Genomic DNA, 21055 nt, shown 5'->3' on the forward strand with positions numbered 1-21055 from the left:
TCTTATGGCGGTGCCGCCAGGCTGGCCGCCGCCATCCGCCGCTTGAGGCTGCCCGGCACGGTCTTTTCATTCCAGTCGCCATGTTCTATGTCTGCGGCACGGCGCGGGGGCGCGTCTTGTCAATCACAAAGGCATCCGGTACGCCCCGCTCATGACAGTTACCGTTCGTTTCGCCCCGTCACCAACCGGCCGCATCCATATCGGCAATGCGCGCACAGCTCTGTTCAACTGGCTGTTTGCCCTCAACAACAAGGGCCGCTTCATCCAGCGCTTCGACGACACCGACATCGCCCGCTCGAAGCAGGAATTCGCCGACGCCATCCTCTACGACCTGCACTGGCTGGGCATCTTCCCGGATGTCACCGATTATCAGTCGCGGCGCTTCGAAGTCTATGACGCTGCGGTCGAGCGGCTAAAGGCGGCGGGTGTTCTCTACGCCTGCTATGAAACGCCGGAAGAACTCGACCTCAGGCGCAAGGTGCGCCGCACGCGAGGCCTGCCGCCGGTCTATGGCCGCGAGGCATTGGCGCTGACGACAGAGCAGGTGGCCGAATATCAGGCCGACGGGCGCCGGCCCCATTGGCGTTTCCTGCTGCCCAATTTCTCCAGCGATCCGCGGCAGCCGGAGCGCACCGAGATCCACTGGGACGATCTGGTGCGTGGCGAGGAGACGGTGGATCTGGCTTCGCTGTCCGATCCGGTGCTGGTGCGTGAGGATGGCACCTATCTCTACACGCTGCCCTCCGTTGTCGACGACATCGAGATGGGCGTCAGCCACGTCATCCGCGGCGACGATCATGTCACGAACACCGGCGTGCAGATCGCCCTGTTCAAGGCGCTGGGTGCCGAGCCGCCGGTCTTCGGCCACCACAATCTCCTGACCACCGTCTCGGGCGAGGGGCTGTCGAAGCGCACCGGCGCACTTTCCATCGAGAGCCTGCGCGAAGACGGCATCGAGCCGATGGCCGTCGCTTCGCTGGCGGTGCTGGTCGGCACGTCGGAGAATGTCGCGGCCGCGCATGACCTGGCCGAACTTGCCGGCCATTTCGATCCGGCCGCGACCTCGAAATCGTCGTCCAAGTTCGATCCGGCCGAACTGTTCGTGCTCAACCGGGTGCTGCTGCAGCGTATGCCGTTCGACGAGGCGCGGGACCGGCTGATGGTGCTGGGTATTTCAGGCGAACACGCCGAACCGTTCTGGCTGGCGGTGCGCGGCAATATCGACCGGTTGGCCGATGCGGTTGCCTGGTGGCGTGTCCTGCGCGAAGGGCCGCAGGAGAAGCCCGAGTTTTCCGATGACGACCGCGATTTTCTGCATCAGGCACTCGATCTCCTGCCTGAGGAACCGTGGAACGGGACGGTCTGGAAGGATTGGACCGGCAAGATCAGGGAAGCGACCGGCCGCAAGGGCAAGGCGCTGTTCATGCCGCTCAGGCTTGCCCTTACTGGACTGCCTTCGGGGCCGGAGCTTGCAGATCTATTGCCGCTGATGGGTCGGGAAGGAACGATGGCCCGACGACCCTGACCTTGCGCTGTTCCGGAGGCAGGGCCGAAACCGGCGATGCCACCGGCTTGGCCGAAAGGCGCTTGATGGCTTCACGGTCGAGTCCGCCGTCTCTATTGGCCAGGGTCTCGGGGTCGGCACCCGGATCAGGCTTCGAGGCCGGAATAGTCGGCGCCGCATCCGGTTCGGGCTGTGATTGTTGCTGACTTGGCGGGTTGCCGCCAATGATCTGGAAATTCTGTGCGGCATTGCAGCCGCAAGCGGGCGGCCGCGACATGTTGGGCTGTTTGTAGAGATAGGCGGTTGACAATTCGCCATAGGGCCTGCCGGTGACCGATGACGTCATCGATGCCGAATCGTCGTCCATGCCGCGCGAATAGAAAACCTGCATCTCGGTGCCGGGGCAGGCCGATTCGCAATTCTTCTGGTCGCGCTCGAAATCGCCGGCCGAGGCGGCGTTCGACATGGGGAAGAAATAGCCATCGCAGGTGCGGACGCAACTGGTGTGGAATTCGCCGCCGCTGCTCGCAACGTCCGGAATGCCGGGCTGGTTGAGGACGCGGCTGACGTCGCGTTCCTCGCCGGAATCGTCAGGCTGGTCCAACGTATCGATCTGCCGGTTGCCGCCGCCGAAAAGCTGATCGAAGAGATTGGCATTGGCCCCATCTTCACGATTGGCTTCCTGCGGAGGCGCGCGGCGGGGTGCCACTGCATCGTCACGGCAGTCATTGGCATCGAGCGCCGCCAGAATACGGCCCCGGTCGCGGCGTGAACCGCCGCCGCCGGCGAGTTGGGCACGCTTGGCCTGCAGACTGTCGAGATTGGCATTCATGCGCTCGATAGTGGCGTTCAGCCTGGAACACTGGTTGATGTTGCGCGAAAACAGCGAGAACCCACAGCCGGCACTGTTCGCCTGGCCGCGAGCCTTCGAGATCTGTTCGCGCTGCCTTTCGATCGCGGCGTCGTATTTCCGGACCAGTGCCGGGCCGCCGCCACCGCCGCGTGAGGCCGCGGCGAGATCGGCCTCCAGTTGACGGCAGACCCGTGAAGCGGCCTGCGGCTCGCCGACCGCTGCGCCGGACAGCAGAAGGCCAAGCAGCACGGCAGCATGGGCCTGCTTCAAACCTCCGCTTGCCATCCGCCTCGATCCCGCTTGCCTCTGGTCGCCAAGGCTAACCCGTTCGCGGTTAATCGTCCATTTCGGAAGTCAGTCCAGATTGGCGATCGCCTGCGCCTTGTGCGCGGCTTCGACCACCGCCAGCGCCGTCATGTTAACGACGCCGCGCGAGGTCACCGAGGGCGTCAATATGTGCGCCGGCTTGTCGGTGCCGAGGAGGATGGGGCCGACATGCAGGGCATCCATCATGGCCCGCAGCGCCGTCAGCGTGATGTTGGCCGAATCGAGGTTCGGGAACACCAGGAGATTGGCTTCGCCCTTCAGACGCGAATGCGGATAGACGCGCTGGCGCAGATGCTCCGACAAAGCGGAATCGGCATGCATTTCGCCGTCGCACTGCAGCTCCGGCGCGATGCGCGCCAGAATGGCCGCTGCCTGACGCATCTTCAGCGCGCTCGGCGAATCACGCGAGCCGAAATCCGAATGCGACAGCAGTGCCGCCTTCGGCTCGATGCCGAAACGCTGGATTTCTTCCGCCGCCAGCACGGTCATCTCGGCGATTTCGTCGGCCGTGGGGTCGACGGAGACGTGAGTGTCGGTAAGGAAGATGATGCCGCGCTGCGAGATCAGCATGGAAAGGGTCGACAGATCCCGGTCCTTGATGCCGGTGCGCGGCCCAATGATTAGCGTCACGTTGCGCAGATGCCGCTCGAAACGGCCTTCGAGGCCACAGACCATGGCGTCGGCGTCGCCGCGCTTCAGCGCCAACGCCGCGATCACCGTGTTGTCGGTGCGCACCATGGTACGCGCGGCCTCTGTCGTCACGCCGCGGCGGCCGGCGAGTTCGATCAGGAGGTCGACATAGTGGCGGTAGCGCGGATCGTCCTCCGGGTTGATCAAGCCGAAATCGACACCGGGCTTGATGCGCAGGCCATAACGCTTCAGCCTGACCTCGATGACGTGCGGGCGGCCGATCAGGATCGGCTCGGCGATACCTTCCTCAAGCACAACCTGGGCGGCACGCAGGACACGCTCGTCCTCGCCGTCGGCGTAGATGACGCGTTTGGCGCTCGAGGACTTGGCGGAGGAGAACACCGGCTTCATCACCAGACCGGAGCGGAAGACGAAGCGATTGAGCTTGTCGATATAGGCGGCGAAGTCCGTGATCGGCCGTGTCGCCACACCGGTGTCGCAGGCTGCCTTGGCGACGGCCGGCGCGATGCGCAGGATGAGGCGCGGGTCGAAGGGCGAGGGGATCAGGAATTCGGGTCCGAAGATCGGCGTTTCGCCCGAATAGGCGCGCGCGGCGACATCGGAAGGTTCTTCGCGGGCAAGGGCGGCGATCGCCCGCACCGCCGCCATCTTCATCTCCTCATTGATGGCGCTGGCGCCGCAGTCGAGCGCTCCCCTGAAGATATAGGGGAAGCAAAGCACGTTATTGACCTGATTGGGAAAATCGGACCGGCCCGTGCAGATCATGGCGTCCGGACGCGCCGCGCGCGCCACTTCCGGCATGATCTCCGGATTGGGATTGGCAAGCGCCAGGATCAACGGCTTCGCCGCCATGTGTTGCAGCAGCTCCGGCTTCAGCACACCGGCGGCCGAGAGGCCGAGAAAGACATCGGCGCCCGCTATGACGTCGGCGAGCGTGCGCGCCTCTGTGTCTTTTACATAAGGGTCTTTCCAGCGGTCCATCTCGTCGACACGACCCTTGTAGGCGACGCCGAAACGGTCGGTGACCCAGATGTTCTCGACGCGCACGCCGAGCGAAACGAGCAGATTGAGGCAGGCAAGGGCGGCAGCACCTGCGCCGGAAGTGACGACCTTGATGTCCGAAATGGTCTTGCCGGCGAATTCCAGCCCATTGAGCACGGCGGCGGCGACGATGATGGCGGTGCCGTGCTGGTCGTCATGGAACACCGGTATGCTCATGCGAGCTTTCAGGCGTTCTTCGACTTCAAAACACTCCGGCGCCTTGATGTCCTCGAGGTTGATGCCACCAAAAGTCGGTTCCAGCGCGGCGACGGTTTCGACCATGCGCTCGATTTCCGGCGCGTCGATCTCGATGTCGAAGACGTCGATGCCGGCGAACTTCTTGAACAGGACCGCCTTGCCCTCCATCACCGGCTTGGAGGCCAGCGGCCCGATATTGCCTAGGCCGAGCACGGCCGAGCCGTTCGACACGACGCCGACCAGGTTGGCGCGCGCCGTGTAATCGGCGGCAGTCGCCGGATCGTCGCGAATCTCCAGGCAAGGGGCGGCGACGCCGGGCGAATAAGCGAGCGCCAGGTCGCGCTGGTTGCCGAGTGGCTTGGTGGCCTGGATCTCGAGCTTTCCCGGCGTCGGGTGCTTATGGAAGTAGAGGGCGGCTTCGTCGAGGTCCGAACGTGCCGTTTTCTTGTTCTCGCCTTCCATGCGGCCGCTCCTCCAAACCTGCTTCGAGAGTCCTTTTAGCATGAGGCCAAGATTTTTCGCGACGCTAATTGACGCGCCGGAAGCTTTAAATGCCGGCGCGGGAAAATCCAATAATTCTCAGACGGTTACGGTTGTTTCATGCGAAATCAGGTTGCCCTGCTTCGCAGGTCAAAAGGCGCTGACGTAGAGACCGCCGTCGACGGGTATGTTCTGCCCGGTCAGATAGCCGGCGTGGACAGAGCACAGGAAGGCGCAGATCTGGCCGAATTCCTCCGGAGTGCCGAGCCGCTTGGCCGGTACGTCGGCACTGATGCGGGTCTTGCGCGCCGCGGCCGCCTTGGGATCCTCTGGCGTGCCGGCCTCATGCGGGCCGCGCAGCCGGTCGGTATCGAGCTTGCCCGGCAGCAGGCTGTTGATAGTGACGTTGCGCTCGATCACCGTGCGCGCCACGCCGGCGAGGAACGACGTCAGGCCGGCGCGCGCACCAGATGACAGGTCAAGGCCGGGGATGGGGACATAGACCGACAGCGAGGTGATGTTGACGATGCGCCCGAAGCCGCGCGCCGCCATGCCGTCGATGACCGCCTGCACCAGTTCGATCGGTGTCACCATGTTCTGGGTAACGCCTTCGAGGATCTTTCCACGATCGAGCTCGCGGAAATCGCGAAGCGGCGGCCCGCCATTGTTGTTGACGAGGATGTCGGGTTCCGGACAGGCGGCGAGCAACGCTTTCTGTACCTCCGGCTTCGAAACGTCGCCGACGACCTCCGTCACCGTCACACCATAGCGCTGGCGCAGCTCCGCGGCGGTTTTGGCGACCAGCTCCGCATTGCGCCCATTGACGACGATGTCGCAGCCTGCCTCGCCCAGCGCCATGGCGCAGCCACGACCAAGCCCCTTGCTCGAAGCGCAGACGATGGCCTTCTTTCCGCGGATACCGAGATCCATGATGATTTTCTCCTTGATTTGCCCGGCAGGCTAGCGCCAGCGCTGGACCAATCGCAACCGTCATACGGTTGTTGCATGAATCGGGGCATAGGCTGCTCGAAAGCAAGGGTGAATCCGCGATGCCAAGCCAAGAGCCCCGCACTTTCCGCAGCATGTTCATTTCCGACGTCCATCTCGGATCGAAGGCGGCGAAGGCTGATTTCCTGATCGATTTCCTTCGCTACCACGATGCCGACATCATCTATCTGGTCGGCGATATCGTCGACGGCTGGCGCCTGAGGCGCAGCTGGCACTGGCCGCAAAGCCACAATGACGTCGTGCAGAAACTGCTGCGCAAGGCGCGCAAGGGCGCCTCGATCACCTATATCGCCGGCAATCACGACGAATTCGCCCGCCAGTTCCAGGGCGTGCATTTCGGCGGCATCGTCGTTGCCGACCGCGCCATCCACGAAACCGCCGATGGCCGGCGACTGCTGGTCATCCATGGCGACCAGTTCGATACCGTCGTCCACAACCAGCGTTGGCTCGCCTATCTCGGCGACCATGCCTACGACGCCGCCATGCAGGTTAACCGGGTGATCACGCGGTTGCGCCAATTGCTCGGCCTGCCTTACTGGTCGTTTTCGTCCTGGGCCAAGGTCAAGGTCAAGAAGGCGGTGAACTTCATCGGCTCGTTCCAGACGGTGCTCAGCGAGGAAGCGCGACGCTCGCATGTCGACGGCGTCATCTGCGGGCACATCCACCATGCCGCCATCGAAAGCTATGGCGACGTGCAGTATATCAACACCGGTGACTGGGTGGAGAGTTGCACCGCCGTGGTCGAGCATTTCGACGGCCGCATGGAAATCCTGACCTGGGCGCATATCCTGCCTGAAGCGCCTGACGAACCCTTCATCCCGATGCTCATCGAAGACAGGGTGGTGCAGGCCGCCTGAGGCGGAAGCCGGACCTGCACTTTCTGGTGTTAATCAGCTGGTCCAGCCGGTTTCGCCCGGTTTTTCCTCATGTTAAGGATCGGTTCTCGCTGCTCGCCGGTCGTTGAGCGCAGCGTCATTGGATCGATTCATGCTGCTGCCGCCGCTTTCGCCCGAACAACTCGTGAAGCCGGGCCGTTTTGAGCTGCGCATGAGCCTGATCTTCGGCACGCTGTTCATATCGCTTGGCACCCATTTGCCCTATTTCCCGCTTTGGTTGCAGGCCAAGGGATTTCACGCCGAACAGATCGCCGTCATCCTGGCAGCGCCGATGTTCCTGCGCGTGCTGACGACGCCGCTGCTGACGACACTTGCCGATCGAGCCAGGGACCGCGCCGACGTCTATGTCGTACTGGTCGCGGCCTCGCTGCTGCTCTCCGCGGGGTACTTCCTGACACCGACCTACGCGACTGTGCTGGCGGTGTCGTTGTTGCTGACCGTTGTCTGGACGCCGCATTCGCCGATCGCCGATTCGCTCGAATTTTCGGGCGTGCGCCGCTTCGGTTCCAATTATGCGAGCATGCGTAAATGGGGGTCGGTCTGCTATCTCCTGGCCAATGTCGCAGGCGGCTTCATTCTGGCGGCCAGCGGCCCTCAAGCCGTTCCGGTGATCATATTCCTTGCCCTTGGCGCGGCACTCGCCGCAGGCCTGCTGGCGCCGCGCATGGGGCGGCCGCGCAAAGCCTCGCCACTGTCGGCGGCGGAAATCCAGCACGCGGCGCCGGGGCTATTTAATGCTTATTTCCTCTATTTCACGCTTGGCGTCGGCATCATCACCGCCAGCCATGCCTTCCTTTACGGCTTCGTCTCGATCTACTGGAAATCGATAGGCATCAGCGATTCCGTCGTCGGCCTGCTGTGGGCTTGGGGCGTCGTCTCCGAAGTCTGCATGTTTTTGTTGTTCAATCGCATTTTCGCCTCCGTATCCGTCGTCCGGGTAATGCTCATTGCCGGCATCGGTTCGATCGTGCGTTGGTTCGCCTTTCCGCTGGTATGGCCGCTCGGCCTTGGCGTCGGCGGGTTCTTCGCCGTGCAGTCGTTGCATTCGGTGTCTGTCGCGATGGTGCTGATCGGCCTGCAGAAGATGATCGCCGAAACCGTGTCCGAAGAGCGCACGGGTGCCGCGCAAGGCATCGCCTATTTTTTCAACGGTTTCTTCATGGCCGCCGTCACGCTTGCGTCCGGTCCGCTCTACGACCGTCTGGGCGTCGACGGGTTCCTTGCGATGATCCCGATCGCGATCATTGGCCTCGTGCTGATCGGGCTTGCCGCGCGCTCAGCCCCACAGCGCCCGGTCCGGCGGTGAGACGAGCGATCCCTGGTAAACGAGGCCCGGCACACGGTCCCGGGCAAGCAGCAGCGGCCCGTCGAGGTCGACGAAATCGGCTCCTTGCGCAAGCAGCACAGCCGGCGCCATTGCCAGCGACGTGCCGACCATGCAGCCGACCATGACGCCAAAGCCCAGTTCACGGGCGCGGTCGCGCAAGGTGAGCGCCGCCGTCAGCCCGCCGGACTTGTCGAGCTTGATGTTGACGGCGTCGTAGAGACCGACAAGCGCTTCGAGGTTCCCCGCTTCGTGAACGCTTTCGTCGGCGCAGACCGGCACCGGATGCGCGATGTGGCGCAGGATGCCGTCCCGGCCCGCCGGCAGCGGCTGTTCGATCAGGGCGATGTCCTGTTCGCCGGCAAAGGCGAAGTTCGCGACAATGTTGTCGTCGGTCCAACCTTCATTGGCATCAAGGATCAGTCGGCTCTCGGGTGCTGCCTGTCTCACCGCCCGGATGCGGGCGATGTCGTTGTCGCCGCCGATCTTGACCTTGAGCAGCGGCCTGCCGGCATTGGCGCGAGCCTGCGCCGCCATCGCTTCCGGTTCGCCGAGCGACAGCGTGTAGGCGGTTTCGAGCTGATGCAACGGGGCCGGCCAGATTGCGTTCGCCACCGGATTGCCGCTGATCTTGGCTTCAAGGTCCCAAAGGGCACAGTCTATGGCGTTACGCCCCGCCCCAGCAGGCATTGCGTCGAGCAGGGCGGTGCGGTCCATCCCGCTGGCGATCCGGTCGCGCATCGCCTCGATAGCATCGCGAACACCCTCCATCGTCTCGCCATAGCGCTTATAAGGAACACATTCGCCGCGCCCGACATGGCCACCCTGGCTGATCGTGCACGTGATGACCTCGGCCTCGGTCTTGGAGCCGCGCGAAATAGTGAAGGTTCCGGCGATCGGAAACCGCTCGGCCTCGACCGAAATGACACGCGCCATATTTTTCTGCTCCGGCTATGCGAGAAGGGTTGTCGGCAAATCGACAAGGTCGGACCCATCAGGCTAAACAGGACGCCATGTTGACCATAGGCAAGCGCGACGCAAGCGGCACGACCGCCTCGGGGGGTGACCACGACCCGCGCGTGGCGGTCGGCGAGGAAGGTGGCGTCCTCGGCTGCGCGTTCTCCGGAATCTGGACGACACGGACCGTGGCGCTGATCGACGCCGACATGCGCAAAATCGAGAAACGAAGCGGTTTCAAAACTTTGGCGCTTGATCTTTCAAAAATCGAGAAGATCGATACCGCCGGCGCCTGGCTGATTGACCGGCTGGTCAGCGCCTTCGAGAAGAAGAACGTCGAGGTCCGGCTGCAAGGCCAAAGCGAGATCGCCTCCATCCTGCTCGACGCGGTTGGCGAAGCTGTCCGGCGCGAACCCGAATCCGGACCGGCGCGGCCGCCCAACATTGTCATTCGGGCGCTGGAGGCGGTTGGCCGGCGCGTCTACGAGATGCGCGACGATTTCCTCGCTTCGATGAATATATTGGGCGCCACCATCCGCGGCGCGCAGATGAAGCTCGGCCGCGGCCATGCCGTCAACCCGGCGGCGATCTTCAACCAGATCGATCGCATGGGCGTCGGCGCAATCCCCGTGGTGGTGCTGATGTCGGCGATCGTCGGCGCCATCGTTGCCCAGCAGGGCGCTTATCAGCTCAGCTATTTCGGCGCCGACATCTTCGTCGTCGATCTCGTCGGCGTGCTGATCCTGCGCGAACTCGGCGTGCTGATGACGGCAATCATGATCGCCGGCCGCTCCGGCAGCGCGATCACCGCCGAAATCGGCTCGATGAAGATGCGCGAGGAGGTCGACGCGCTGAAGGTCATCGGCCTCAATCCGATCGGCGTCCTGGTCTTTCCGCGCCTTGTAGCGCTGGTGATCGCCTTGCCCTGCCTGACGATCATCGCCAATTTCGCCGCACTCGGCGGCGGCATTGTCGCTGCCTGGCTTTACTCCGATATCCCACCCGCTGCCTTCATCGACCGGTTGCGTGTCGCAATCGATCTCAGCACGATTTTCGCCGGGCTGATCAAGGCGCCGTTCATGGCCATGATCATCGGCACGATCGCCTCCGTCGAGGGCATGAAGGTCGGCGGCAGTGCCGAATCGCTCGGCCAGCACGTGACCGCTTCGGTGGTGAAGTCGATCTTCGTCGTCATCATCCTCGACGGGCTTTTCGCCATGTTCTACGCAGCGATCGAGTTCTGACAAGATGGCGAAGGGCAACGGGATAGAGGTGAAGGGCGAGGACGACAGTGAAATCGTCCTCTCGGTGCACGACGTCACCGTTGCCATTGACGACAAGCTGATCCTCGACAAGCTGTCGCTCGACATCACGCGCGGCGAGATACTGGGGTTCGTCGGAGCCTCGGGCGCCGGCAAGTCCGTGCTGTTGCGCACCATTCTCGGGCTGATGCCCAAGCAGTCGGGAACAATCAAACTGTTTGGCGTCGACGTCGACAAGGCAAGCGATATCGAGCGGCTACGCATCGACATGCGTCTTGGCGTACTGTTCCAGCATGGTGCGCTGTTTTCGGCGCTGACCGTGATGGAGAACGTGCAGGTGCCGATGCGCGAATATCTCGACCTGCCCAGGAAGCTGATGGACGAGCTGGCGCTGCTGAAGATCGAGCTGGTCGGCCTGCCGCCGGACGCGGCGCAGAAATTTCCCTCCGAGCTCTCCGGCGGCATGATCAAGCGTGCCGCGCTTGCCAGGGCGCTGGCGCTTGATCCGGACATCGTCTTTCTCGACGAGCCGACGTCGGGCCTGGATCCGATCAGCGCGGCCGAGTTCGACGAGCTCGTCGTCAAGCTGCGCGACACCATGGATCTGACCGTTTACATGGTGACCCACGACCTCGACACGCTGTTTACCGCTTGCGACCACGTGGCGGTGCTCGGCAAGAAAAAGGTGCTGGTCGAAGGCAGTATCGACGACATGCTGAAGAGCGAGGAACCGTGGGTGAAATCCTATTTCCGCGGAAAACGCGCCCGGCAACTTGATCTTGCCGCACGTGCATAGCCATAAGTGAAGCAATGGAAACCAGAGCCAACTACGTCATTGTCGGCATTTTCACGCTGGTTGCGATCCTGGCGGCTTTCGGCTTCGTCTATTGGACGGCCGCGATCGGCGACAGGGGCGAGACGACGCTGCTGCGGGTGCGCATTCCGGGCTCGGCTTCCGGTCTCGGCCGCGGCAGCTTCGTGCTGTTCAACGGCGTCAAGGTTGGTGACGTCAAGCGCGTCTATATCGACGTCGACAATCCAACTGTTGCCATCGCCGACACCGAGATTGACCGGATGACGCCGATCACCAAGTCGACGCAGGCCGATATCGGCCTCGCCGGCCTCACCGGGCAGGCCAATATCGAGCTCAAGGGCGCCGATCCCAAGGAAGTGAAGCTGCTCGACCAGGCCGAAAAGGAAGGCAAGGTCGCCGAGATCGTCGCCAACCCTTCGGCCGTGACCAATCTGCTGCAGACGGCGCAGAACATCTTCACCCGCGCCGACAAGGTGCTGACGGAGCTGGAAGGCTTCACAAAGGATGTCCGCGGGCCGCTGACGCAGACCGTGCACAATGTGCAGACATTTTCCGATGCACTGGCCAGGAATTCCGAGGGCATCGACAAATTCCTGTCCGCCGTCAGCGCGCTGTCCGACGAGCTGAAAGGCGTTTCAGGAAAGCTCGACGGCACGCTGAAGGCGGCGGAAGGCCTGCTCAATGCCGTCGATAAGGACAAGATCAAGAGCATCGTTTCCAACGTTGATACGGTGACAGGCAACCTCAAGGAAACCTCGCGGCAGCTCGACGGCGTGATCAAGAACGTCGATACGGCGGTGGGATCGGTCAACGACTTCGCCAAGCAGACGCAAGGCACGTTGGCCAAGGTCGATGGCGTGCTCGACGGCATCGACCCGGCACAGGTGCGCGAAGCGCTGGCTAACATCCAGAAGGCCAGCGACAGCGCCAACAAGGCGGCGGCCGACATCGCGGAGGTGACCGGCAAGATAGCCAATCGGGCTGACGACATCGACCAGACAATCAAGGACGCCAGGCACCTGGCGCAACGGCTTAACGACGCCTCGGTGCGGGTCGACGGTATCCTCGCCAAGGTCGACAAGCTGCTCGGCTCGGGCCAGGCCGACGGCGTGATGGCCGACGCAAGGGATACGCTGAAATCCTTCAAGCAGGTCGCCGATACGCTGAACGCCCGCCTTGGGGTCATTACCGACAATCTGGCGCGCTTCTCCGGCCAGGGGCTGCAGAATGTCGAGGCGCTGGTGCAGGACAGCCGTCGCTCGATCAATCGCATCGAGGAGGCGGTGACGGATCTCAGCCGCAATCCGCAGCGCATCCTTTCGGGTGGCGAAGGCGAGGTTCGGCAATTCGACGGCAGGGCGCGGCGTTGACTTCGGCGCCGGCCCGCCGCAAGAACATAGCTCGTGAATGCGGGTTGATCTTACGATCCGGGGACAACGGGGATCACGGGTGACGTTGAGTAGGCTTGGAACGGGCGGGTTGAAATCAGCCGCGGCGCTGCTTGTCCTGACGGTTACCGGTTGTGCGGTGCTGGGCGGCAAGCCGGCACCGCTCGACACGTTCGAACTATCGGCGCCGATGGTCGACGCGCATGGCCATAGCCGCCGGCAGATTCTGATCGCCCAGCCCTCGGCGCTGAAGGCGCTGGACAGCCAGAACATCGTCATCAAACCTTCCGACCGCTCGATCCAATATCTGAAGGGTGCGCAATGGGCTGACCGCCTGCCGCTGGTCGTGCAGGCGCGGTTGGCCGAGACGTTCCAGCGCTCGGGCAGCTTTGCCGGGGTGGGGAAACCGGGCGAGGGGCTGGCGATCGACTATCAGGTGATCGTCGAGGTTCGGTCCTTCGAGGTGCGCGTCGATGGCGGCGAACATGCCGAGGTCGACCTGTTCGTGCGCTTGCTCAACGATCGCAACGGCGAAGTGAAGGCTTCCAAGAGCTTCACCGCATCCGCGCCCGTATCGGGCAGCGGGAACCCCGCTTATGTCGGCGCTCTCGACGCAGCCTTCGGTGATGCCGCCAAGCAGATCGTCCGCTGGACGGATTCGGCGATCTGAGCGCCAGGCGCGCAGGGATTCAACCAAACTCTTTCGGGCTACAGACGTTCGAAGGCGTCCGGCCGCAGCTTTCCAGTCTTCATCAGGTGCTGCAGGGTGTAGGTCACGGACAGCGCGTCGTCCAGCGCGTCGTGCCCCTGCAATGGCGGGTGTTCGACGCCGTAGTAATCCGCAAGCTTGTTGCTCGGCGTCCTTGCCAAATCCTCGATCGGCATGCCGGCCGCGATCAGCAGCTTGACGGCGTTATCGAACCGGGTGGCCGGGATGGGCGGCTTGATGCCCGCGACATAGCAACTGATGGCGATCATGTTCAGTTCGTCCTTGCCCCAGGACCAGAACCGAGCCCCATCTGAGAAACGATCGATGCCTGCAAGGGCATCTTCCAGCTCGACGCCCTCGGCTTCGATGATTTCTTCTGTGATGCCCGTCAGTCGGGTGAAGAACGGATCGAGCCCGTATCTCTCGCCAAATCGGTCGGTCGGCCTGATATAGGCGTTGTACGTGCCCAGCACGGGGAAGTCGCCTTCGAGGCCGAGCCTTGCCGCGCCGATCTGGGCGATGACCGGATCGGGGTCATGGGCCGCGCACCAGAATCTGCGTTGCGAGCCCTCAAGGCAGAGAAACTCGCAGTCGAAGATGATTGTCGTCTTCACAACTCAGGATCCGGTTCCGGAAAACGAGATAAAAACCCGGATGCGTCTTCCGGATAGCGACGTCAGTCCCTTCAAGAAAAAAGGCGGGAGTTCCCCGCCTTTTTCGTTTTGGCTTGTTGACCGCTTAGTGCAGGCGGCCGCTGGCGTGGGCCAGCATGGTGTAGACCTTGCCGGTGTCGGACGTGAGATAGGTCTGCGCCATGATGTTGTCGCGGTCGTTGCGCGAGACATCCTTGAGCAGCTTCTCGAAATCGTCGCAATAGCGGTCGACGGCGGCGCGGAATTCGGCCTCCGCCTGGTATTTGCGGCGGATTTCGTCGAACGTCTGCTGGCCTTTCAGCGTGTAAAGCCTGCGCGTGAACACGTCACGCTCGCCACGCCGATAGCGGTTCCATAGCTCGATCGAGGCATCGTGGTCGATAGCCCGGGCGATATCGACGGACAGCGAGTTCAGCGATTCCACGACATGCAGCGGCGAACGCTGGGCAGGGGCCGGGCGCGGTGCTTCCGCAGGCGCCTGGGGGGCCGCCGGCCTGAGCTCGGCATCGTTCGACGCGGCGGTCAGCAGATCGCGCACCCAACCGCCTTGCGGCGCGCGGGCAGTGGCGTCGGCGGCACGCTGGCGCGGTGCCGCCTCCGCCGGACGCTCCAGATCGAGCGTGCCACGCAGTCCCGCGCCACCCAGCGGTGCCTGTGGCGGGCGTAGATCCGCCTGCGGCTGTGCCGGGTCACGACGGGGCGGCTCGGCGGCGCGTGCCGCCGGTGCCTGCGGCGCCGGGCGCAAGGGGCGCGGTTCCGAGGAGTCGCCACCACGACCGGATTTCGCAACGATATCCGAAAGCTCCTTCAAGGCGTTGATCTGCTCGGAAACGGCGCGGCGGATGGCCGAGGTCGATTCCTTGGCCTCTTCCGGCATCTCGATGACGCCTTTCTTGAGCTCGGCGCGGGTGAGGTCGAGTTCGCTCTTGATCGAGCCCGCCGTACGCCGCATTTCCTCGGTCGCATCGGCGAAGCGCTTGGTTGCCGACTCGACGACATCGGTGATGGCGTTGCGAATCTTGTCGGCCGATTCCAGCGTCTTGCCTTCGGCGTTCTGCAGCGTCTGGCCCACGAGGTTTTCGAAAGAACGCATGACCCTTTCGAGATCTTCCGACTTCTTGACCAGGCCGACGGCGAGATCCTCGAGCGACGACTGTCTTTCCAGCGTGTGTTCGAGGTTGCTCTGGGCCGAGCTCAGGAGGTCGGAAGCGCCGGCGAGCAGACGGCTGTGTTCGTCGAACTTGGTGGCGATCGAGGCGACTTCGCGCAAGGTCGACGACGACAGTTCCGTCAGCCTTGTCGTGTTCGAATCGACCAGACGCGCCGAGCTGGCAAAGGTCTGTGCCGCCTTTTCGGTGGTCGCAGCGAAGCTTTGCGTACTGCCGGTCAGACGTTGGTCGACCTCGCCGAGGTTGACCGCGGCCTGCTCGATCAGCTGACCGAGCTGCGAGCTGGATTTGGTCATGCGGCCGATGAGATCGGCGACGCTGTCGGACAGCGAAGAACGGGCGCCTTCGACCGCCGACAAGGTTTCGGCGGTACGGTTGGCGAGCGCGTTGACCAGGGTCGCATTCTCGCTACGCAGCTTCTCGGTGGCGCGTTCGGTGACTTCTTCCATGCTCTTTTGCAGTTCCGAGCCGCCCTGGGCGAAGCGCTCGACCAAAGGCCGCGCGGTTTCGTCGAGGATCTTCGACATCTCGGCGGACCGCGCCGCGAGCATGGTGTTGAGCTCGCGGGTGTTGGCACCGATCGTTTTGGCGGCGTCGTTGGTGCTCTGGCCGATATGCTGGCCGACCGCGGTGAAGGTTTCCGCGATCACGTTGGCACGCGATACGAGTTGCGCCTCGGCAGTCGATACCTGCTCGTTGAGCCTCTGGCCCATCGTCTCGGCAGTGTTGGCGAGCCGGTTTTCGACGCCGGCGATCTGCTCTTCGACACGGGCGGCGGCGGCCGCCGCGCTCGACGCGAGACGCTCGTCGGCGCCGGCAAGCGCCTGCTCGATTTCGCGGGCATGCACGGCCAGTTCCTGGCCGGTCTGGCGCGCGCGATCGGCAACCCTCTGTTCGGTGCTTGCGAAGGCGCCGACAATGGTCTGCGCATGCTCGCCGATCGTCGAGGTGCTGTCGGCGATGCGCGAAACCAGGCGCTGGTCGGCGTCGTCGAAGATGCGGGCGATTTCGGACGCCCGGCTGGACAGCGCGCCCGAACCCTCTGCGATGCGCGAGACCAAATGCTGGTCGGCTGCATCGAAGATGCGGCCGAGGTCCGACGCGCGGGCGGCGAGCGCCTCGGCGGATTCGCCGATGCGCATGCCGAGCCGCTGGTCGGCGCTTTCGAAGTTGCGCAGGATGTCGCCGGCGCGGGCGGCCAGCGACTGCGCAGTTTCCACGGCCCGGGCGACGAGCTTCTGGTCGGCCGCGTCGAACGTGCCGGCAATCTCGCTTGCGCGGGCGGCCAGCTGATCGGCTGTCTCCTGGGCACGGGCGGCGAGCTTCTGGTCCGCCATGTCGAAGGTCCCTGCGATCTCGCCAGCGCGAGCGGCGAGCTGATCGGCGGTTTCATGGGCGCGGGCCAGCAGCGAGCTGGAGGTGTCGTCGGCGCGGGCGAGCAAGGCGTTCGACGTATCTTCCGCCCGGGCGTGCAGGCGACGGTCGGCCTCCTCGAAGGTGCGGGCGATGTCTTCGGCCCGTGCCAGCAGGGCGGCGGACGTCTGTTCGGCGCGCTCGGCGATCTTGCGATCGGCGTCACTGAAGGCGGCACCGGCCTGCTCGTGCAGCGTGCTGGTGACTTCCAGGACCTTTTCGCGCAAGGCGCCGGCGACGAAGACCGCGCTCTTCTCGAGTACGTTGCGGACGTTATCGACACCAGTCGACAGCGCGCGCTCCATGGTGCCGGCGCGTTCCTCGATGATGCCGGTCTGGCGGCTGAACGCCTGCTCGATCTTGTCGACATCGGCAGCAATCGCGGCGGAAATGTCCGTGCTCCTGGCCGCGATCTGGTCGATGTGGCCGGACAGCGAGCGATCGACGTCCTTGCGGGTCTCGGCGAGCTTGCCAAGATCGTCTTCCAGCGCGCGGCTGAGCATATTGCGGCCTTCGGACAACTTGCCGACATGTCCAGCGATGATGTCGTCGATATCGCCGCGGCTTTCGGCCAGCCTCTGCAGGTCGGCTTCGAGAGCGCGCTTGAGAATGTCGCGGCCCTCGGCGAGCTTCTCGACCTGGCCGGCGACCAGACCATCGATGCTGGATCGGCTCTCGGCCAGCTTGGCAAGATCGTCCTCCAGCGCCTTCGATAAGGTCGAACGCTCCTCGACAAGCCGTTCCGCGTGATTGTTGACGTGCCCGCTAACGGTCAGCAGGTCGGCCTCAAGCGCCTTCGAAAGTGTCGAACGCTCCTGGACAAGCCGGTCCGAATGGCTGTTGACAAGGCTGTTGACGGTTTCGAGATCAGCCTCCAGCGCACGGGCGAACTGGGAGCGATCGTCGACCAGTTTCTGGGACTGGTCGGCAACGGAGTTTCTGACCGTGTTGAGGTCGGCCTCCAATGCGCGGCGCAGAATGTCGCGACCTTCGGCCAGCTTCTCGACCTGGCCGGCAACCAGCCCGTCGATGCTGGAGCGGCTTTCGGCCAGCTTGGCGAGATCGTCCTCCAGCGCTTTCGACAAGGTCGAGCGATCCTGAACCAGCCTGTTCATGTGATCGGCGATAACGCTGTTCACATTCTGCAGATCGGCTTCCAGAACGCGCGAGAGCTGTCCGCGATCCTCGGCCAGTTTGTCCGACTGGCTCGATATGACGTTCTTGATCGTGTTGAGGTCGGATTCCAGCGCACGCTTGAGGATGTCGCGGCCCTCGGCCAGCTTCTCGACCTGGCCGGCGACCAGCCCGTCGATGCTGGAACGGCTTTCGGCCAGCTTGGCGAGGTCGGCTTCAAGCGTCTGCGACAGCAGGCTGCGGTCTTCTGCCAGACGCCCGGAATGGCTGTCGATCAGGCCGCGTATGCCCGACAGGTCGCTTTCGAGCGAACGGCCGAGCTGCGAGCGGTCTTCGGCCAGTTTTGCCGAATGCGCCTCGATGAGGTTCTTGATGCCGGCAATATCGTTTTCCAGTGCCTTGGCGAGCACCGCGCGGCCCTCGGCGATCTTCTCGACCTGGCCGGCGACAAGGCCGTCTATGTCGGCGCGGCTGTCGGACAGTTTGCCGAGATCAGCTTCCAGGGCGCGCGACAGGATGTTGCGGCCTTCAGCCAGCTTTCCGACATGTCCGGCGACCATTTCATCAATGATCGTGCGAGCTTGCACCAATTTACCAGAGTCTTCGTTGAGAGCCAGAGAGAGCCGGTTGCGGCCTTCTTCCAATCGTTCGAGATGACTGCCGAGCGACGCATCGATGGCGGCGCGCGATTCGTTGACCTTGCGCAGGTCTTCTTCGAGCGCACGCGCTATCAGGCCGCGGCCTTCGGCCAGCTTCTGCACCTGGTTGGTCACGGCGGCATCGATGCCGGCGCGGCCCTCGGCGAATTTCTCCAGGTCCGCGTGCATGGCGGCCGCCATGCGCTCGCGGCTCTCGGAGAGCTTGCGGCTGTGGTTTTCGACGGCTTCCTCGATACCGACGCGCGCATCGGCAAGCCGCTGAATGTCGGCGTCGAAGGAGCGCGACACGACGTGGCGGGCTGCCTCCATGCGGCCGGCGAAATCGCTGGCGCGTGCTTCGAGCATGGATGAGGTCGAGGTGACGATGTCGGCCATGTCGGCGCCGATCTGGGTCTTGCCCTGATCGATCATAGCCGAAAGCGTGTCCTTGCTCTCGGCGAAGGTGTGGGCGATTTCACGCGCACGCTCGACCAGCGTTTCGTTGATCTGGCGGGCACGGGCCTCAAGCGCGGCATTGAGCTTCTGGGTGCCGGTATCCAGCGCTTCTGCGCGGGTCTGGAACTCGCTGATCAGCGCCTGGCCCCGTTCGGCCAAGGTGCGCTCGATGCCGTTGAGGCTGGCTTCGAACTCGGAATTGAGGGTGCGTGCGGCGCCGCCGAGCAGCGACACCATGCCGGTGGTGCGGTCGTCGAGCAGGTCGGTCAAGGAACGGGTCAAGCCGTCCGTGGTGTCCGTCAGCTTGGCGATACGGGTGTCGAGCAGGCTGGCGAAAGCCTCACCGGAGGTTGAAAGCCGGTCGGTGATGTTGTCGAGGCGGCCCTCCACGGAGTCGAAGATCGACATCGAGCTTTCGTTGATGCGGTCGATCAGCGTGTCGCCGGAATTGGTGATCGTCATCGACAGTTTGGTCGACGCATTGAGGATGCTGTCGCGGATGATGTCGCTTGCCGCGCCGATTTCATCGCGCAACGTCTCGTGCGCGCCGGAGATCGAGGCGCGGACGCGTTCGGCATGGGTGACCACCGCTTCGCGTTCGCTGCCCAGTCCGTCGACCAGCGACCTGATCCGGGTTTCGTTTTCCGAATAGGAGCGCTCGATCTGGTTGACCTCGCTGTGGACCAGCGTTTCCAGTTCGACGGCACGGGCAAGGGTGCGTTCGATGCCTTCGCCCATTGCGGCCACTTCGCGGCGGACGGCCTGGCCGATCATCATGACGCGATCCTGAGCCATGTTTTCCGGCTCGGTCAGGCGGAAGGCCACTTCCGTCATCGATTGCGCGGCGATGCGCATGTCCTGGGCGCGGCGAATCATCGCCGCGAAGGCCCAGAACAGGATGACGGGCACGATTGCCGCGACGGCGAGGCCGATCAGTTCGGGGCGGGCAAAGAACTGGTCCAGCGTGCGTATCCGCCAGATGCTCGGTCCAAAAAGCAGGTTGGCCAATCCGCCGGCGCCGGCGATCCAGGCGAGCGAGACAAAGGCGATGACCCAGTAGATGGTGTTGGAGGCGCGCCTGTTCAGGCTGTGCAGAAGGGTCTTGTAATCTTTCTGGCGATCATCGTTGGCTGGGGCGAAGCCAGCGGGCTGGCCACCATTGCGCGTCTCCACCGGGCGAAGTTCGGCCGGCTTGGCCATTGGCGCGGGCTTGGCGCCCTGAGCCTGATTGACGACGGGCGCCGCCGGCTGCTGATTGCGTCCCTCGCGTGCCAGCTCGTCGGCGGCCTGGGATATCTGCGCTTCCAGATCTTCCATCGAAGCCGCGATATCGAGGTCGCCGCTGTCGGCATCGCCGCTCAAGTCGAGATCGAGCGCTTTTTCGAGTTCCCTGGCTACGTCGCTGTCGAGATTTCTGGTCGTCGTTGGTTTCTTCGCCATGCCTTCGCTACCCTGTACTAGCTGCCGCGGGGGCTTATAATTCTGTTTGTCTTACCCCCGCGCAGGAGGCTGAAAAATGGACCCTCGTATCGTAATGACACAGGGGGGTAAAGAAAACATGCATTCCGCGGGATACGTAAAACTTTAAATATAAGGTTAACGCAACCGTGATTTGGGCGCCGCTTTCGCAACATTTTTCCCGGCCATTCATTAACCCGTTGTCCACTGGAATCGCCTAGTTTTTCAGGGCGGCCGAAGAAAATGGAGTTCGAGTTCATGCGTGGCGAAAGCGGCATTGCCTTCTCAATGCCCGGGGGCGACGTATCGGGAACGAGGCAGTCCCGGCCGGTCGATTTGGCACACCTTGGCCGGCAAACGATGGGCGACCGCGCCCTCGAGCAAGAGGTGCTGGCGCTATTTGTACAGCAGGCACTATCGGTGCGCGACAAAATAGTCGATGCCGACATCAAGGACCGGCTTCTGCTGGCTCACGGCTTGAAAGGGTCGGCCCGCGGTGTGGGCGCCTTCGCCATCGCCGATTGCGCCACCGATATCGAGCACCGGCCGGAGGATGTCCAGACCCTCAAGCGGCTCGGCGGGCTGATCGACGAAGTGCGCGACTTCATCGCCGCCATCAGTCGCTGATTCCGGTTTGCGACAAAAACGTCACGGAGCGCCGCTTTCGCGCGGCAGTTGACTTGTTTGCCGGAGTGATTATCTCGGGCAAAATTCCCTTTCGT

General features: G+C 63.5%; 14 protein-coding genes. 8 read left to right on the forward strand and 6 right to left on the reverse strand.

Annotated elements, in window-relative coordinates; genetic code table 11:
• Positions 1-151 precede the first annotated feature (151 nt).
• On the forward strand, positions 152-1525 hold the full coding sequence (locus tag FJ492_RS16040) for a glutamate--tRNA ligase (RefSeq protein WP_140503639.1): 1374 nt from the start codon (positions 152-154) through the stop codon (positions 1523-1525).
• Here FJ492_RS16040 and FJ492_RS16045 read toward each other — a convergent pair.
• From FJ492_RS16045 to FJ492_RS16055, 3 genes are all read right to left on the reverse strand, one after another.
• Positions 1443-2642 (reverse strand): DUF2865 domain-containing protein, encoded by a 1200-nt coding sequence (locus FJ492_RS16045; RefSeq protein WP_140750112.1) that lies wholly within the window; start codon positions 2640-2642, stop codon positions 1443-1445. The genes FJ492_RS16040 and FJ492_RS16045 overlap by 83 nt on opposite strands.
• Before the next feature lie 69 nt (positions 2643-2711).
• Positions 2712-5036 carry an NADP-dependent malic enzyme gene (locus FJ492_RS16050; RefSeq protein ID WP_140503643.1) on the reverse strand — a complete coding sequence of 775 codons (2325 nt, stop codon included), beginning with the start codon at positions 5034-5036 and terminating at the stop codon, positions 2712-2714.
• Between the two features lie 168 nt (positions 5037-5204).
• Positions 5205-5984 (reverse strand): SDR family oxidoreductase, encoded by a 780-nt coding sequence (locus FJ492_RS16055; protein WP_140711783.1) that lies wholly within the window; start codon positions 5982-5984, stop codon positions 5205-5207.
• Between the two features lie 152 nt (positions 5985-6136).
• Here FJ492_RS16055 and FJ492_RS16060 point away from each other — a divergent pair, with 152 nt between their 5' ends.
• Both FJ492_RS16060 and FJ492_RS16065 read left to right on the forward strand, forming a co-directional pair.
• Positions 6137-6919, forward strand: coding sequence for a UDP-2,3-diacylglucosamine diphosphatase (locus FJ492_RS16060; protein ID WP_032936358.1), 783 nt, complete (start codon positions 6137-6139; stop codon positions 6917-6919).
• A gap of 130 nt (positions 6920-7049) precedes the next feature.
• On the forward strand, positions 7050-8264 hold the full coding sequence (locus FJ492_RS16065; RefSeq protein ID WP_140770857.1) for an MFS transporter: 1215 nt from the start codon (positions 7050-7052) through the stop codon (positions 8262-8264).
• On the opposite strand, the gene dgcA is transcribed toward FJ492_RS16065, so the two are convergent.
• The gene (gene dgcA / locus FJ492_RS16070) at positions 8235-9218 is read right to left on the reverse strand and encodes an N-acetyl-D-Glu racemase DgcA (protein WP_140711779.1); all 984 of its coding nucleotides are present in this window, start codon (positions 9216-9218) and stop codon (positions 8235-8237) included. The two genes, FJ492_RS16065 and dgcA, sit on opposite strands and share 30 nt — an antisense overlap.
• A 77-nt stretch (positions 9219-9295) precedes the next feature.
• On the opposite strand from dgcA, the gene FJ492_RS16075 reads away from it, so the two are divergent.
• From FJ492_RS16075 to FJ492_RS16090, 4 genes are read left to right on the forward strand one after another with little or no spacing between them, the layout of a single operon-like run.
• A complete protein-coding gene (locus tag FJ492_RS16075) occupies positions 9296-10483 on the forward strand; it encodes an ABC transporter permease (RefSeq protein WP_140503651.1) in 1188 nt (395 codons plus the stop codon).
• Positions 10484-10487: 4 nt separating this feature from the next.
• A complete protein-coding gene (locus FJ492_RS16080) occupies positions 10488-11297 on the forward strand; it encodes an ABC transporter ATP-binding protein (protein WP_140503653.1) in 810 nt (269 codons plus the stop codon).
• Positions 11298-11311: 14 nt separating this feature from the next.
• On the forward strand, positions 11312-12685 hold the full coding sequence (locus tag FJ492_RS16085; protein WP_027146358.1) for an MlaD family protein: 1374 nt from the start codon (positions 11312-11314) through the stop codon (positions 12683-12685).
• Positions 12686-12722: 37 nt separating this feature from the next.
• Positions 12723-13373 (forward strand): ABC-type transport auxiliary lipoprotein family protein, encoded by a 651-nt coding sequence (locus FJ492_RS16090; protein WP_140503657.1) that lies wholly within the window; start codon positions 12723-12725, stop codon positions 13371-13373.
• Positions 13374-13411: 38 nt separating this feature from the next.
• Here the strand turns inward: FJ492_RS16090 and FJ492_RS16095 are convergent, their stop codons facing one another.
• Complete coding sequence (locus FJ492_RS16095; RefSeq protein ID WP_140503659.1) at positions 13412-14026, reverse strand: 3'-5' exonuclease; 615 nt, start codon at positions 14024-14026, stop codon at positions 13412-13414.
• 124 nt (positions 14027-14150) lie between these two features.
• Complete coding sequence (locus tag FJ492_RS16100; RefSeq protein ID WP_140770859.1) at positions 14151-20315, reverse strand: kinesin; 6165 nt, start codon at positions 20313-20315, stop codon at positions 14151-14153.
• Between the two features lie 276 nt (positions 20316-20591).
• Here FJ492_RS16100 and FJ492_RS16105 point away from each other — a divergent pair, with 276 nt between their 5' ends.
• On the forward strand, positions 20592-20960 hold the full coding sequence (locus tag FJ492_RS16105) for an Hpt domain-containing protein (RefSeq protein WP_140770861.1): 369 nt from the start codon (positions 20592-20594) through the stop codon (positions 20958-20960).
• Positions 20961-21055: the final 95 nt, after the last annotated feature.

Origin of the sequence: Mesorhizobium sp. B2-5-4, from assembly GCF_006441095.1 — a bacterium.
GTDB classification, from domain to species: domain Bacteria; phylum Pseudomonadota; class Alphaproteobacteria; order Rhizobiales; family Rhizobiaceae; genus Mesorhizobium; species Mesorhizobium salmacidum.

Coding starts and splice junctions, on each gene's coding strand:
- FJ492_RS16040 (WP_140503639.1), top strand. CDS start 152: ATGACAGTTACCGTTCGTTTCGCCCCGTCACCAACCGGCCGCATCCAT.
- FJ492_RS16045 (WP_140750112.1), bottom strand. CDS start 2,642: ATGGCAAGCGGAGGTTTGAAGCAGGCCCATGCTGCCGTGCTGCTTGGC.
- FJ492_RS16050 (WP_140503643.1), bottom strand. CDS start 5,036: ATGGAAGGCGAGAACAAGAAAACGGCACGTTCGGACCTCGACGAAGCC.
- FJ492_RS16055 (WP_140711783.1), bottom strand. CDS start 5,984: ATGGATCTCGGTATCCGCGGAAAGAAGGCCATCGTCTGCGCTTCGAGC.
- FJ492_RS16060 (WP_032936358.1), top strand. CDS start 6,137: ATGTTCATTTCCGACGTCCATCTCGGATCGAAGGCGGCGAAGGCTGAT.
- FJ492_RS16065 (WP_140770857.1), top strand. CDS start 7,050: ATGCTGCTGCCGCCGCTTTCGCCCGAACAACTCGTGAAGCCGGGCCGT.
- dgcA (WP_140711779.1), bottom strand. CDS start 9,218: ATGGCGCGTGTCATTTCGGTCGAGGCCGAGCGGTTTCCGATCGCCGGA.
- FJ492_RS16075 (WP_140503651.1), top strand. CDS start 9,296: ATGTTGACCATAGGCAAGCGCGACGCAAGCGGCACGACCGCCTCGGGG.
- FJ492_RS16080 (WP_140503653.1), top strand. CDS start 10,488: ATGGCGAAGGGCAACGGGATAGAGGTGAAGGGCGAGGACGACAGTGAA.
- FJ492_RS16085 (WP_027146358.1), top strand. CDS start 11,312: ATGGAAACCAGAGCCAACTACGTCATTGTCGGCATTTTCACGCTGGTT.
- FJ492_RS16090 (WP_140503657.1), top strand. CDS start 12,723: ATGCGGGTTGATCTTACGATCCGGGGACAACGGGGATCACGGGTGACG.
- FJ492_RS16100 (WP_140770859.1), bottom strand. CDS start 20,315: ATGGCGAAGAAACCAACGACGACCAGAAATCTCGACAGCGACGTAGCC.
- FJ492_RS16105 (WP_140770861.1), top strand. CDS start 20,592: ATGCGTGGCGAAAGCGGCATTGCCTTCTCAATGCCCGGGGGCGACGTA.